Origin of the sequence: Bifidobacterium sp. UTBIF-78 (assembly GCF_006408945.1) — a bacterium.
In the GTDB taxonomy this organism is placed as follows: domain Bacteria; phylum Actinomycetota; class Actinomycetes; order Actinomycetales; family Bifidobacteriaceae; genus Bifidobacterium; species Bifidobacterium myosotis.
Genome location: NZ_JFAO01000021.1, coordinates 58,632 through 72,540, shown reverse-complemented (window position 1 = coordinate 72,540; position 13,909 = coordinate 58,632). Strand labels below are relative to the sequence as shown.

The 13,909-nt window shown below is 64.3% G+C and carries 9 protein-coding genes and 2 pseudogenes; 8 read left to right on the top strand and 3 right to left on the bottom strand.

Features of this window, described 5'->3' with window-relative positions:
- Nucleotides 1–5: 5 nt before the first annotated feature.
- The gene (locus tag BG22_RS05875) at nucleotides 6–158 is read left to right on the top strand and encodes an integrase core domain-containing protein (RefSeq protein WP_258186230.1); all 153 of its coding nucleotides are present in this window, start codon (nucleotides 6–8) and stop codon (nucleotides 156–158) included.
- Nucleotides 159–450: 292 nt separating this feature from the next.
- Here the strand turns inward: BG22_RS05875 and BG22_RS05870 are convergent, their stop codons facing one another.
- The gene (locus BG22_RS05870; protein WP_140494040.1) at nucleotides 451–1,254 is read right to left on the bottom strand and encodes a 3-oxoacyl-ACP reductase; all 804 of its coding nucleotides are present in this window, start codon (nucleotides 1,252–1,254) and stop codon (nucleotides 451–453) included.
- 283 nt (nucleotides 1,255–1,537) lie between these two features.
- Here BG22_RS05870 and BG22_RS05865 point away from each other — a divergent pair, with 283 nt between their 5' ends.
- Complete coding sequence (locus BG22_RS05865) at nucleotides 1,538–3,115, top strand: alpha-N-arabinofuranosidase (protein ID WP_140494038.1); 1,578 nt, start codon at nucleotides 1,538–1,540, stop codon at nucleotides 3,113–3,115.
- A 451-nt stretch (nucleotides 3,116–3,566) separates the two neighbouring features.
- Here BG22_RS05865 and BG22_RS05860 read toward each other — a convergent pair whose 3' ends face one another.
- Nucleotides 3,567–4,106, bottom strand: coding sequence for a DUF3592 domain-containing protein (locus BG22_RS05860; RefSeq protein ID WP_140494036.1), 540 nt, complete (start codon nucleotides 4,104–4,106; stop codon nucleotides 3,567–3,569).
- A gap of 194 nt (nucleotides 4,107–4,300) precedes the next feature.
- Nucleotides 4,301–5,143: a hypothetical protein gene (locus BG22_RS05855; protein ID WP_181163405.1), complete on the bottom strand. Its 843-nt coding sequence runs from the start codon at nucleotides 5,141–5,143 to the stop codon at nucleotides 4,301–4,303.
- A gap of 206 nt (nucleotides 5,144–5,349) precedes the next feature.
- On the opposite strand from BG22_RS05855, the gene nusA reads away from it, so the two are divergent.
- From nusA to BG22_RS05825, 6 genes and pseudogenes are all read left to right on the top strand, one after another.
- A complete protein-coding gene (nusA, locus tag BG22_RS05850; RefSeq protein WP_140494032.1) occupies nucleotides 5,350–6,498 on the top strand; it encodes a transcription termination factor NusA in 1,149 nt (382 codons plus the stop codon).
- Nucleotides 6,499–6,828: 330 nt separating this feature from the next.
- Nucleotides 6,829–9,822 (top strand): translation initiation factor IF-2, encoded by a 2,994-nt coding sequence (gene infB, locus BG22_RS05845; RefSeq protein ID WP_140494030.1) that lies wholly within the window; start codon nucleotides 6,829–6,831, stop codon nucleotides 9,820–9,822.
- Between the two features lie 252 nt (nucleotides 9,823–10,074).
- The gene (rbfA, locus tag BG22_RS05840; protein WP_140494028.1) at nucleotides 10,075–10,638 is read left to right on the top strand and encodes a 30S ribosome-binding factor RbfA; all 564 of its coding nucleotides are present in this window, start codon (nucleotides 10,075–10,077) and stop codon (nucleotides 10,636–10,638) included.
- Between the two features lie 112 nt (nucleotides 10,639–10,750).
- Nucleotides 10,751–11,512 (top strand): annotated as a pseudogene (locus BG22_RS11170) (hypothetical protein); the annotation flags it as partial.
- Nucleotides 11,513–11,725: 213 nt separating this feature from the next.
- Nucleotides 11,726–12,205, top strand: a pseudogene (locus BG22_RS11165) (tRNA pseudouridine(55) synthase TruB); the annotation flags it as partial.
- A gap of 418 nt (nucleotides 12,206–12,623) precedes the next feature.
- Nucleotides 12,624–13,898: a riboflavin kinase gene (locus BG22_RS05825; protein WP_140494026.1), complete on the top strand. Its 1,275-nt coding sequence runs from the start codon at nucleotides 12,624–12,626 to the stop codon at nucleotides 13,896–13,898.
- Nucleotides 13,899–13,909: the final 11 nt, after the last annotated feature.

Sequence of the window (13,909 nt, the reverse complement as noted above, 5' to 3'; positions counted from 1 at the left end):
CCCTTATGAGGACGGCCGACGAACTGGAATACGCGACGATGCGGTGGGTGGCGTGGTACAACTCGAAACGACTGCACGCCTCACTGGGCTACAGGACACCACAGGACGTGGAGAACGAGTATTATCGACAGCAGGCGGCACAGGCCGTCTCACAGTAGAGACGGAACAAAAATCAGGACACTTCAGAACTGTGTGTGGGGCTTTTGGCTCTTACGCCAAAATGTGAAGAGCCGTAAAGCTGGATTCAATGCCGTGGGGTTTAGTAGAGCTCCCTGTTAAGTCATAAAACAGGGCAATGTGCTTGCGGCCGGCGGCTACTGCATTCGACATGCGGCGGTGAGCGTGCGTTCATTGGGCAATTTCAGAAATCCCCCAATGAATGCACGCTCACCGGCATACTGCGATTCGACCCGTGGGATTTCACCCGTGTGCGTCACGACGAAATCCCGATCAGCCCTTGACGTACCCGCCGTCGACGATGAGGTTCTGGCCGGAGACCGCGCGGGAGAGCGGGGAGAGGAAGAACAGGGCGGCGTCGGCGAGCTCCTGCGGCGTGGTCACATGGCCGAGCGGCGTGGACTGGGCGATGATGTCGAACACGGCGTCGGGCGTGGCGCTGCTGGCGTCGGTGGTGCGCAGCAGTCCGCCGGAGACCATGTTCACCGTGACGTTCTTCGGACCGAGCTCCTGCGCGAACGTGCGGGTCACGGCGAGCAGCGCGCCCTTGGCGGCGGTGTAGTCGTGGTAGGGGACCACCGGGTTCTGGAACAGGTTGGTGCCGATGTTCAGCACGCGACCGTAGCCGGCCTCCTCGAATCCGGGCAGCGCCTGCTGGATGACGGTGACCGAGCCCTTCACCGCGCCGAGCAGCTGATGCTCGAAATCCTGCCAGGTGATGGTGTCGGCCTTCGGACGGTCGTCGCCGTTGAACGAGAAGCTGACCAGCGCGTTGTTGACGACGCCCGTGACCGGCGTGCCCAGCGCGGCCTTCGCGTCGCGGAACAGCCGGGCCACGTCGTCCTCGTTGGTGACGTCGGCCTGGATCGCGGTCACCCGGCCGGCGTATTCGGTTTCGAGCGCCTTGGCCTTCTCGGCGCTGTGGAAATAGTCAACGACGACGTTCGCGCCGGCCTGCACGGCTGCGCGGGTGATGGCCTCGCCCAGTCCGCGCGCGCCGCCCGTGACCAGAATGGTCTCGCCCTTCAGCAGTCCGTCAACGGCGCTGCTGGTGTTCGGATTGGTCGTATCGGTCATGATGGTCCCCTTCGGTATCGGTGATGACAGGTGCCGTTCGACACTTGCGGCCAGCGTATCCGCGCGCGGCCGGACACGCCATAGCCCGGAACGTGGGAAGGCTCACATGTGAGATTTGACGGGTGCGCGGGCGCTTCGCGGCGCCCTTGGGACATCTCCTGAGTGTCTGCCGTTGGATTCCCAAAACGCGGCATAGAGTTATGCATACAGATTATAGAGAAAACAACGATGTGATCCGAAAAGAACATTCCCGCAGACGATTCGTAAAACAAAGGAGCCAGCAATGACGCAGCCGATTACCACGACTTCGACCTCTTCGCATTCTCCGGAACCCCAGACCTCCCGCCTGATCGTGGACAACGACTTTGAGGTCGCACCGGTCAATGATCGCCTGTTCGGCTCGTTCGTCGAGCATCTGGGCCGTTGCGTGTATGACGGCATCTACGAGCCTGGTCATCCGGAGGCGGATGAGGACGGTTTCCGCAAGGACGTCATCGAGCTGGTCCGCGAGCTTGGCGCGACGACCATCCGTTATCCCGGTGGCAACTTCGTGTCCGGCTACCGTTGGGAGGATGGCGTCGGCCCCAAGGGGGACCGGCCGCGTCGCCTTGATCTGGCGTGGCATTCCACCGAAACCAATCAGTTCGGTCTGCATGAGATGGCCAAGTGGCTGCACAAGGTGGGTGGCAACGAGTTGATGGAGGCCGTGAACCTCGGCACGCGTGGTCTGGAGAATGCGCTGGATCTGTTGGAGTACGCCAACATCCCCGGTGGCACCAGGCTTTCCGAGGAGCGTCGTGCCAACGGTGCCGATGAGCCGTTCGGCATCAGGATGTGGTGTCTGGGCAACGAGATGGACGGCCCGTGGCAGACCGGTCACAAGAACGCCGAGGATTACGGCAAGCTTGCCGCGTCGGTGGCGGCCGGCATGCGCATGATCGACCCGGATGTGGAGCTGGTGGTGTGCGGCTCGTCCAGTCATGCGATGGGCACGTTCGGCGCATGGGAGGAGACCGTGCTTGGCAAGACGTATGAGAATGTCGATTTCGTCTCCTGCCACGCCTATTACCATCCCGAATTCAAGGCCGACGGCACCCGCGACATGGCCAGTTTCCTGGCTTCCGGCGTGGATATGGACGGTTTCATCAAGGATGTGGCGGCGGCCATCGATGCCACGAAGGCCCGGCTCAAGAGCGGGCATGAGGTGTTCATCTCGTTCGATGAATGGAATGTGTGGTATCTCGGTGAGGAGCCGAGCAGGAATCCGGAAGGCATCGGCAACTGGCCCGTGGCGCCGCGTCTGCTGGAGGATGTGTATTCGGCCGTTGATGCCGTGGTGTTCGGCGATCTGCTCATCACGCTGCTCAGGAACGCCGACCGTGTTCATGCCGCGAGCCTTGCCCAGCTGGTCAACGTGATCGCCCCGATCATGACCGAGCCCGGCGGCCCCGCTTGGCGCCAGACCACGTTCTACCCGTTCGCGCTGACCGCCAAGTACGCCAAGGGCGGCACGGTGCTGGAGCCCAAGCTCGCCTCGGGCACGTACGAGACCGCCAAGTACGGCGAGGTACCCACGATCAATGCCGTAGCGGTGCGTGGCGCCGACGGCGCGGTGACCGTGTTCGTCACCAACCGTTCGCTGGAAGCGGCCAACGACTTCGAAATCCGTCTGCCGGAAGGCCATGGCACGACTGTTCATGCGCAGACCCTGCACGAGGACGACCTGCTCGCCGTCAATACGCTGGACGATCAGACGCGCGTGACCCTGCACGACAACGACACGGCGACGCTCGACCCGGCCACCGGCACCATCCACGTGACCCTGCCGCCGGTCTCCTGGACGGCCGTGCGGGTGAAGTAGCGTTTGGCTTGCCGATGTTGAGTGGGGCCGATGCCGATTTGACTGTGAAGGCAGGAATCGGCGATGCCCGTAGCGTCCCGGAAAGCCGTTTGCGGTAAAGGGGTGTGTATGCGACTGCCCGATTTATACTGAATATGCCAATACGGAATCTGTCCAACTTCGGGACTCTTTTTAGGTGGCCACTTGAAGCTTCGGTCTCGTTGGATTTCGTAAGGTGGGGCGTGTTGTCCGTCCCCTCATCTTTGGCGACGCGATGCCGTTGGTCGTGCAAGGCCAGCGGCATCTTGCCTTTTGGGCCTAATCCTTGGCTCACCTGAACCACGCGGCATCGGTGGCGGGTGGCTGGAGGCTGGCGTCAGATTTTTCTGGATTTGCTGAGCATGTTGGAGGTTCGTGGATATGCTGCGTGCCACTGAATCCGCGCTGGTCTCTCGCCTTGCCGCAAGGACGATCAGGTCTCGTTGGATTGTTGGCGTTTACTGGTGATCATCGCTACGGGCAGCGCAGCCGTGAATCCGAGAAACAGGACTGTTAAGGCGCCGTATAAAACAAGAGCAGTATGGTCGCCATCCGCCACGTACCGCTTCGGATCGGCTGGATCATACCGTATGGTTACAGCCTGCCCCACCTTGTATTTCGGCGGGTACGACGACGTCGAGGATTGCTGCTCGTAGATTCTTCCGTCTACGCCATACCGGAACACCGGCGCCCAGGTGGGGCCGGAATCCTCGTCGTCGTCCTCGTCTTCGATGCGGATCATCTGTGTCACAACCCCGTCGGTGATTTCGGTGCAATCCATTCGCAGGGTTATTTCGCCGATGAGGTTTCCGCCGACAGCCACCAGCAGAATCACGCCGACGAAACTGAACCATACGCTGATAGCGTGCTGCTTCAACTGATTCCAGAAACCGCGGATGCCACTGCCGTCATGGGCGTGCCGTTGATTGGTGTCGCTGGTTGATTCGGGATTTTTGTAATCGTCCGATACCATGATTTGCCTTCCGCGAGCTTCTGCGATACTACGTGCAGGTCAACGACGTCGTTAATTATTCCAAATTCCAATTCCAACTATATCAGGGGCATTCGCCTTGCTGGTTGGTGCTCTTGGACGCGTTGAGATGCTGTTGGGACGCCATCGGTCGTGCAGGGTCGGTGGCATCGTGCATGTTCTGCGTGCTCTTTACCTCACTCGAACAGCGCGGCGTCGGTGGCGGGGTATCCGAGTTGGATGGCGGTGTAGGCGTGTTTGGCGGCCAGGGCGGCGAGAATCGAGAGCGTGGTGTCGTCGAATGGGGCGTCGGCGTCGGTGACTGCCTTGATTTCGGTGCGGGCGCAGTCCATTTCGATGGCGGCGGCCGTGGGCACGGTCTGCCCGCTGGCCTTGTCCGCGATGGTGGTGGGATTGGCCAGCAATTGGCTGATGTCGTAGACCTTCTTGCGGGGGTCGGCGTGCGTTCCAGCGTTGCCGGTGCCGTTGCTGGAACCGGAGGCGGCGGTACTGCCGCTATCGCCGTCGTCGGAGGAGGTGCCGGAACCGGACGAGCTACCGGAACCGGAATCGGAGTCGCCGGAATCACCGGAATTTCCCGAACCGGCACCCCAGCTGCCGTCCGCCAATGACACCAGCTGTTGCCCGGCGGTTTTGTGCATATCGCTCAGCGCGAGCGTCGCGCCATCGGTCTGCCCGCGCGCGGCCAGCACCTCCAGCGCGAACCCAGCGCGGTCCTCGGCCACGGCCATCGCGTCCAGCACATCGGTCCCGGCAACCGCCGACGTCACACCATCCAGACGCGCCGGCGTCACGGTCGGAGCCACGCCGCCCAGGCGTTCCGCCAAAGACGACAGCTGGGCCTTGGTCTGCGCATCGCGCAATACCCCCTCGCCGAACCGGCCGGGGCAATAGGTGGCCACATCGATCCACGTCAACGGAATGGACTGCCCGGCCACGAACCGCACCATCATCGGCGAACCGTCGCCGGCCCAATCCGGGTCGTTCACCAGCGTCAGCGCCTGTTCGCACGGGCTCATCGTGCGCTCCGCCTCAGCGCGCCCCGCCAGACGCGGCACCGAGCATGCCGTGAGCGAACATAGCATTGCCCCGGCGCACGCCACGGCCAAGGCGCGACGTGCGGAATCAAACCAGAGGGGGCGTGTCTGCATGGAACCCTACACTAATAGCTAACTGTGACCATTCAAGGCCATGCGCCACATAACTTCATAGGAGGTACGGATCGATGGAACTGGACCTGACAGGAATGCACAAGCTTGCCGCCGAGCAAGGAATCGACCCCGGAACCCTGGATGAGGCGTTGGCCGAGGCCCTGCGTCTCGCCTATCTCAAGACCCCTCACGCGGCCAAGCATGCCCGCGTCGAGCTGGATGAGCGCGCCGGCACCTTCACCATCTGGGCCGCCGACGAGATTCCGGTGGAGCCCACCGAGGATAATCCGCATCCGGCCCCCAGACTCGGCGAGGAATACGACGATACCCCGCATGATTTCGGTCGTCTGGCCGCCGCCACCGCCCGTCAGGTCATCACCCAGCTGTTCCGCAAGGTCGAGGACGAGAAGATCTTCGGCGCCTTCTCTGGACAGAAGGGCAAGCTGGTGACCGGCATCGTCCAGCAGGACGCATCCGATCCGTCCAACGTGCATGTGGCCATGGGCGACGTCGAGGCCATCCTGCCTCGTCGTGAGCAGGTGCCGGGCGAGCGCTATCGCCACGGCGAGCGCATCCGCGTCTACGTGGTCAACGTGGCGCGCGGCGTTCGCGGTCCGGAGATCGTGGTCTCCCGCTCCCACCCGGAGCTGGTGCGCCGCCTGTTCGAGCGTGAGGTGCCGGAACTGGTCTCCGGCGCCGTGTCCATCATGGCGATCGCCCGCGAGGCCGGCGCCCGTACGAAGATCGCCGTCAAGGCCAACACCGAGGGCGTGAACCCGAAGGGCGCGCTGATCGGCCCCGGCGGCGCCCGTGTGCGTGCCGTCATGGGGAGCCTTGGCCCGGAGAAGATCGACATCGTCGACTACTCCGATGATCCGGCCAAGTTCGTGGCCGCCGCGCTGTCTCCGGCCGTGGCCACCGGCGTGCAGGTGATTAGCGAGAAGAACAAGACCGCCATCGCCTTCATCCACGACGATCAGCTGTCGCTGGCCATCGGCAAGGAAGGCCAGAACGCTCGACTGGCCGCCAAGCTCACCGGCTGGAAGATCGGCATCGAGTCCGCCGAGGCCCACGCCAAGAAGCTCGCGGCCGAACAGTTCGAGGCTCAGGCCAGGGCGGCTGCTGCTGCTCGGGCCGCCGCAGCGCAGTCCGAGCAGTCCGCTCAGTCCGCCGAAGCCGAGGAGACCGGCGAGTCCGCCGGTGATGCCCCGGCCGAAGCCTGATTCGCTGAATCACTGATTCGCGCCCGGTCCGCCGATTCGGCCGGCGTCTTCGCCACCATCGGCGGACATGAACATTCCGGGCTCATCCCAAGCCCGGCAGGGAATGTTCGTCCGAGCCGCGTCCCTCGATGAGACGCGGCTCGCTGTCATGCCCGCTATCCAGCACTATGAGTATGCTTGATTGGCGTATGTGGGCGGCGCAGTGTGCGCGAAATCGCCCGCACGGAGACGAGGTAACACGATCATGGTCGCACGATGAGACAGGGCAAGCTTGCCGTCATCACCAATTGACCACGCCCATGCACGCGTGGTCGCAGATAGGAGTAATTAGTGGCGAAACCACGCGTATACGAATTGGCCAAGGACTTGCATGTCGATAGCAAGACCGTTCTTGAGAAGCTCAAGGATATGGGGGAGTTTGTCAAGTCGGCTTCCTCGACCATCGAACCTCCGGTGGCGCGCCGTCTGAAGGCCGCTCTCACCAAGGATAAGGAAGGCAAGGGCGAGCAGAAGTCGTCCGCCCCCGCATCGAAGAACGCCGGTCGTCCGGGCCCGCGCAAGCCTGCCGTGCCCACGCCTTCCGCGCCGGCGGCGTCCGCTACGCCGAGCGCGCCGAGCGCCGCTTCCGGCAACACCTCTCGTCCGACCGCGCCGAATGCTCCGGCTTCCGCTACGCCGACCCCGGCTCAGGCCCGTCACGCCGTTCCCGGCGCTCCGGCTCCGCATCCGCAGGGTGCACGCCCCGGTGCTCCACTGCCCGGCCGTCATGGTCAGCATGACCGTCGTGACAACCGCGACAGGGAGAGGGATGGTCGCGAGGGCCGCGAGAACCGTGACAACAACCGTCAGGGCCGTCCGGGTCAGGGCCGTCCGAACGGCGGTCAGCCCGGTCAGCACCAGAACAACCGCAATACGCCGGGTCCGCGTCCGGGCAATCACGGCAATGGCCAGGGCCAGGGTGCCAACGCCGGTGGCAACGGCAACGCCGCATCCAACGCCATTCCGCGCCCGCACACGCCGGGTCCGCGTCCGGGCAACAACCCGTTCTCCCGTAAGCAGGGCATGCATACGCCTACGCCGGGTGACATTCCGCGTCCGCATCCCATGGCACGTCCGACCGCCGAAGGCGGCCGCAATGGCCGTCCGGGCCGTCCGGGTCAGGGCGGCGGCACCCGCGGTGGATTCCGTAATGGCCGTCCGGGTCAGGGCGGCGGCGCGCCGCGTCCGGGCCAGTGGGGCCACAACCGTCCGGGTCAGGGCGGTGCCGGAACCCAAGGCGCCCAGGGCGGTGCACGCGGTGGATTCCGCGGCGGCCAGGGTGGCGGCAACAACTTCCAGAACGGCGGTCCGTCCAACGGTCCGGCGACTCGTGGTGGCGGTCGTGGCCGCGGCGGTGCCGCAGGCGCGTTCGGCCGTCAGGGTGGTAAGTCCTCGAAGGCGCGTAAGAACCGTCTGGCGAAGCGTCATGAGTATGAGGAGCTGAAAGCGCCGACCATCGGCGGCGTGCGCATCCCCAACGGCAACGGTCAGACCGTCCGTCTGCGTCAGGGCGCCTCGCTCGCTGATCTGGCCGAGAAGATCAACGTCAATCAGGCCGCGCTGGTCACCGTGCTGTTCCACTTGGGTCAGATGGCCACCGCCACCCAGTCCCTGGACGAGGAGACCTTCCAGATCCTGGGTGAGGAGATCGGCTGGAACATCAAGATCGTGTCCGCCGAAGAGGAGGACAAGGAGCTGCTCCAGCAGTTCGACATCGACCTTGACGAGGAGGAGCTGCAGGACGACAAGGACCTGAAGCCGCGTCCGCCGGTCGTCACCGTCATGGGCCACGTCGATCACGGTAAGACCCGACTGCTCGACACGATCCGCAAGACCAACGTCATCGCGCGTGAGGCCGGCGGCATCACTCAGCGCATCGGTGCATACCAGGTCACCGTCGAGCTCGACGGCGAATCCCGCAAGATCACGTTCCTCGATACCCCGGGCCATGAGGCGTTCACCGCCATGCGTGCCCGTGGTGCCGAGCTCACCGACGTCGCGATCCTCGTGGTCGCCGCGGACGACGGCGTGATGCCGCAGACCGTCGAGGCCATCAACCACGCGCAGGCCGCCAAGGTGCCGATCGTCGTGGCCGTCAACAAGATCGATGTGCCCGGCGCCAACCCGGAGAAGGTTCGCGGCCAGCTCACCGAGTTCGGCCTGGTGCCCGAGGAATACGGTGGCGACACCATGTTCGTCGATATCTCCGCCAAGCAGAACATCAACGTGGACAAGCTCCTCGAGGCCGTGCTGCTCACGGCCGACGCCGAGCTCGATCTTCGCGCCAACCCGAACATGGACGCCCGTGGCGCCACCGTCGAGGCCCGACTCGACAAGGGCCGCGGTGCCGTGGCCACCGTGCTCGTCCAGCAGGGCACCCTGCACGTTGGCGATGCCATCGTGGCGGGCACCTCGTACGGCCGCGTCCGCGCCATGCTTGACGAAAACGGTCAGGTCATGGAGGCTGCTGGTCCGTCCACGCCTGTCCAGGTGCTGGGTCTGACCTCCGTGCCGACCGCCGGTGACCTGTTCCTCGTGGCCTCCGACGATCGCGCCGCGCGCCAGATCGCCGAGAAGCGTCAGGCCACCGAGCGTGCCGCCCAGCTGGCCAAGCGTCGCAAGGTCGTCTCCCTCGAGGACTTCAAGAAGAAGTTCGCCGAGTCCGAGATCGACATGCTCAACATCGTCATCAAGGGCGATTCGTCCGGTTCGGTCGAGGCGCTCGAGGACTCCCTGATGAAGATCGAGGTGTCCGACGAGGTCGGCATCCAGGTCATCCACCGCGGCGTCGGCGCGATCACGCAGAACGACGTCAACCTCGCCACGGTCGACAAGGCCGTCATCATCGGCTTCAACGTGCGTCCGAACCGTCAGGTCGCGGATCTCGCCGAGCGCGAGGGCGTGGAGATCAAGTACTACTCGATCATCTACAAGGCCATCGAGGATATCGAAGCCGCCCTCAAGGGCATGCTCAAGCCGGAATACGAGGAGGTCGTCACCTCCCACTCCGAGATTCGCGAGATCTTCCGTTCGTCCAAGTTCGGCAACATCGCCGGCGTCATGGTGCAGGACGGCGAGGTCAAGCGCGGTACGAAGTGCCGTATCCTGCGCAACGGCGTGGCCACGGTCAACGACCTGGAGATCTCCTCGCTGCGTCGTTTCAAGGACGACGTCCAGTCCGTCAAGGAAGGCTACGAGGCCGGTATCAACCTCGGAACCTTCAACGACATCGAGATCGGCGACGTCATCGAGACCTTCGAGATGCGCGAGGTCGAACGTAAGTAGTCCGATCGCAGGACGCGCGAAGGCTCTTATCGGCAAGCGCATGCGGCGCTGTCGATAAGGGCCTTTCGCGCGGACTGTGCGTCAACGGCCGTCGTGACAACGGCTGCGATATCTCTATCTCTGGCTCCTCCTGCAAGGGGAGCTGCCGAATGAAGTAAGGCTGAGCGCGGTCTCGGACCGCAGCCTCGGCCATCTACAGCGACAGCTCCCTCCATCAGGGGGAGCCAAGTCATATGTGAAAGGATTTTGCCCATGGCAGGAACCAACCCCCGCGCCGCGCGTATCGCGGCACTGATTCAACGTGTCGTGGCCTCCTCCCTCGAGCGCGAGCTGCACGACAAGCGACTGACCAGCATCACCATCACCGAAGTCCGTGTGACCAACGATCTGCAGATCGCCAAAATCTACTGGACCCAGCTGGGCCACGAAGGCAAGGAGAACGGCGAACGTAAGCGTGCCCGGCAGGCGCTCGAGCAGGCCAAGGGCCATCTGCGTTCGCTGGTGGGCTCGAAGGCCGGCCTGCGACTGACCCCGCAGCTCCAGTTCGTGTTCGACGAGGTGCCCGGCGAGGCCCATGAGATCGAGGACATCCTGGTCATGGCCCGCAAGCGCGACGAGGAACTGGCCCGCGTCCGTGCGAACGCGCAATACGCCGGCGACGCCGACCCGTATAAGCATGACGACGAGCCGGCCGAGGATGATGACGACTTCGAGGATGACGATATCGAGGACGATGATATCGATGATGCCGGCGAGGACTTCGGCAACGTCGATGCTGAATCGCCCGAGGCCGAAGCGCAGTCCGACGAGCGGTAGATTCGCCTTTCCCTCCTATGAGAGGGATGACAGAATACGGACAGCGAGCAGCAGATGATGGCTGGCCTCCCTCTGCCGGGAGGTCGTCATTACCGATGACGGAGGGAGAGACATGCCGGAGGCGCAGCCCAGCGGCCTGTTCATCATCGATAAGCCTCAGGGCGTGACCAGTTTCGACGCGGTGGCCGCCGTGCGCGGCGCGTTGCACATCAAAAAGGTCGGTCACGCGGGCACGCTCGACCCGATGGCCACCGGTGCCTTGGTCATCGCGTTCGGCCATGCCACCCGACTGCTCAACGCCATCGTGGAGCACGACAAAACCTACGAGGCCACGATTCGACTGGGCCTTGCCACCACGACCGACGATGCCGAGGGCGATGTCATCCTCCGCGAGAATGCGGATGCGGTCGCGTCGCGATGGCGGCAACTTGCGGCTGGCGGAGCCGCGCAGTCGGATGCGGCTGAATCCGGTGCTGCTGAACCCGGTACCGCTGGAGATGACGGTACCGATACCGCTTGCGAAGCCGATTTCGGGGCCGGTTTTGGAATCGATTCCCGTGCCGGTTCCCGAGGTTCGACGGCTGCGGTCGTTGCGCTCGGAACCACGCCTGCCACAGACGATGCGTCGGTCCATGACGGTGTCTGGCATGACCTGCTGACCCGTACCATCGGCGAACATTTCACCGGTGATATCGAGCAGGTGCCCAACACCTTCTCCGCCATCAAAATCAACGGCCAGCGTGCCTACGATCTGGCCCGCGAAGGCAAGGACGTGGAGCTCAAGGCCCGGCCTGTCACCATCAGCGAGTTCACCGTGTTGGGCGTGCGAGCGGGCGTCGTGGCGGGGACGCGGCCCGACGAACCGTTGCAGGAGCGTGACATCGCGGGATTCCCATCCGCTCAGCCCCACCCGTCCGGCTGGCCAGGCTGGTCTGGTTCGGTCAGGTCGGCCAATCATATCGGCGATTGCACCTGCACTGATGGTCGCTCCGATGGCTGTCCCCCGGCATCCGGTCTCGCTGATCCCGCCAGTTCCTCCGGTTCCGACTCGGCGACCGCCGAAGCGACGGCCTCGAACGTCATTCCCATATCTGTCCTTGATGTGGACGTGCGCGTCAGTTGCTCATCGGGTACCTATATCCGCGCATTGGCCCGTGACCTCGGCGAGGAACTGGGCGTCGGCGGCTATCTGACCCGCCTGCGCCGCACCCGCGTGGGGAGGTTCGCCCTGCCGGACGACACCAGTGGACTCATCACCCCCGAATCCTTGGCCGAAACCCGCACCCACACGGTCACGGCGCACGTCGAAACCAAGACGTTTACCAATCGTGAAGGACAGGCCGTCACCCGCAACAAGTGCGTGTTGGACACGCCGGATGCGATGGCCGGCGAAAAGCGACGCGAATGGCTGCTCGGCCGGGCCCTCACGATGGAACAGGCCGCCCGAGGCGCCATGCCGGTGGTGGAGATCACGGCCGAGGAGGCCACCGAGCTGCGATTCGGCCGTCGTATCGAACGGGTGCTGGCCAAAGGCACACAGGCCGTGGCCATCGTGCCGCCGGTACATAGTCCGGCACATAGTCCGGCACATGATGAACCGGCCGTGGAGTCGTGCGATGCGACGGACACCGGGACGAATATGAATAACGATGCGTTGCACGGTCGAGCGGCCGAGCCGGTTTCCGCTGAGCCGCATGGTGATGCGGTGCACCCCTCGGGCGTTGCCAACGCGCCGCGTTGCGCGACAGCCGACGTGGTGGCCATCATCGAACGCGCGAACGCCCATCAGGCCAAACCTGCCGCCGTATTCCCCGCCGCGTAGAGTGGACGCGGTTACAGTACGATTCAACGAAGGCGCTTCCGGCAGGCGAGCTTGCGGAAATCCGCGGGTGGCACCGACCGGACGATGACCGGGGCCCGCCACGCACATCGCTGGGGCCCCGTCGAACCGAATGCGCGGAACTTGAGAAAAGGAACTGCACGATATGAACATCACCTACCTGACCCCGGACGCCGAGGGCGAAGTCGCATGGCCCTCGTTCGACAACGATAAAAAAGCCGTGGTGACGTTGGGAGCCTTCGACGGCATGCATCTGGGACATCAGGCCGTGATCCGCCGTGTCGTGGAGTTGGCTCACCGGCATGACGCTTTCTCCGTGGTGATTCTGTTCGACCCGCGTCCGGCGTTCGTCCACGGCTGGGCCGCCCGGCACGAGGGCGCCGAACCGGACAACACGACCATCGACGCCGAAGCGCTGACCAGCATCGGCGAACGTCTGCGCCGTATGGAGGAGCTGGGCGTGGATCATGTGCTGGTGGTCCGGTACACGCTCGCCTTCGCCGCCAAGTCCTATATCTTCTTCCTCGGCCGGCTGACCGGCAAACTGGGCATGCGCACGCTGGTGCTCGGTCAGGACGCCGCCTTCGGCAGGAACCGTGAGGGCGATGTGCAGCATGTGGCCAATTTGGCCGCTGCCACCGGCGTCTTTGAGCTTGACATAGTGGACGATCGCGGTCCGGGCGAGGTGCGCATCCCGCGCGATTTCAAACCCGAGATGCCCGCCGAGTGGGGCGAGCCGGCCGATCCGCTGGCCGGGGCCACCAAGGCGGAGCGCCGCGCGTGGAGCAAGAAGCATCAGGCCAAGGCCATGCGCGCGTGGAGCTCCACCAATGTGCGCTACCTGCTGGCCCACGGCCGCATTCAGGATGCCAACGCCATCCTGGGCGAGCCGCACGCCATCGAGGGCGTGGTGGTACACGGCGAGGAGCGCGGCCGCACCATCGGATTCCCCACCGCGAACCTCGGCACGGATATCGAGGGATACATTCCCGTGGACGGTGTCTACGCCGGTTGGTTGGTCGATCTGGGGACTGCTTCTGAGCAGGAGACGGACGCCGAAGCCGGGCAGCCGGCACAGGCCGGGCCAGGGGAATCCACCCAGTCCGAAGCCGCGCAGGCACAATCCGGCACTGAAGTTGTCTCCGACGCCGTTCCCGAAGCCGGTACGCAGGACCAGCCGCGCCGCTGGCCCGCCGCCATCTCCATCGGCACCAAGCCGACCTTCAGCGAGAAGACCGGGCTTCACGAGCGCGTAGTCGAATCCTACTGCATCACCGATGACTGGATCGACCTCTACGGGCATAAGGTTCGCGTGGAATTCGCCGGCTTCCTGCGTCCGCAGGTCAAGTTCGACGGCCCGGACGCGCTGGTCGATGAGCTCAAGCGCAACGTCGAGGAGACCAGGCGTCTGACCGCATAATACGGCCAGAC

What these genes read in the sequence shown, in the direction of transcription:
- BG22_RS05825 (WP_140494026.1), top strand. Translation starts at nt 12,624, where the DNA reads ATGAACATCACCTACCTGACCCCGGACGCCGAGGGCGAAGTCGCATGG.
- BG22_RS05865 (WP_140494038.1), top strand. Translation starts at nt 1,538, where the DNA reads ATGACGCAGCCGATTACCACGACTTCGACCTCTTCGCATTCTCCGGAA.
- nusA (WP_140494032.1), top strand. Translation starts at nt 5,350, where the DNA reads ATGGAACTGGACCTGACAGGAATGCACAAGCTTGCCGCCGAGCAAGGA.
- BG22_RS05875 (WP_258186230.1), top strand. Translation starts at nt 6, where the DNA reads ATGAGGACGGCCGACGAACTGGAATACGCGACGATGCGGTGGGTGGCG.
- BG22_RS05860 (WP_140494036.1), bottom strand. Translation starts at nt 4,106, where the DNA reads ATGGTATCGGACGATTACAAAAATCCCGAATCAACCAGCGACACCAAT.
- BG22_RS05870 (WP_140494040.1), bottom strand. Translation starts at nt 1,254, where the DNA reads ATGACCGATACGACCAATCCGAACACCAGCAGCGCCGTTGACGGACTG.
- BG22_RS05855 (WP_181163405.1), bottom strand. Translation starts at nt 5,143, where the DNA reads ATGAGCCCGTGCGAACAGGCGCTGACGCTGGTGAACGACCCGGATTGG.
- rbfA (WP_140494028.1), top strand. Translation starts at nt 10,075, where the DNA reads ATGGCAGGAACCAACCCCCGCGCCGCGCGTATCGCGGCACTGATTCAA.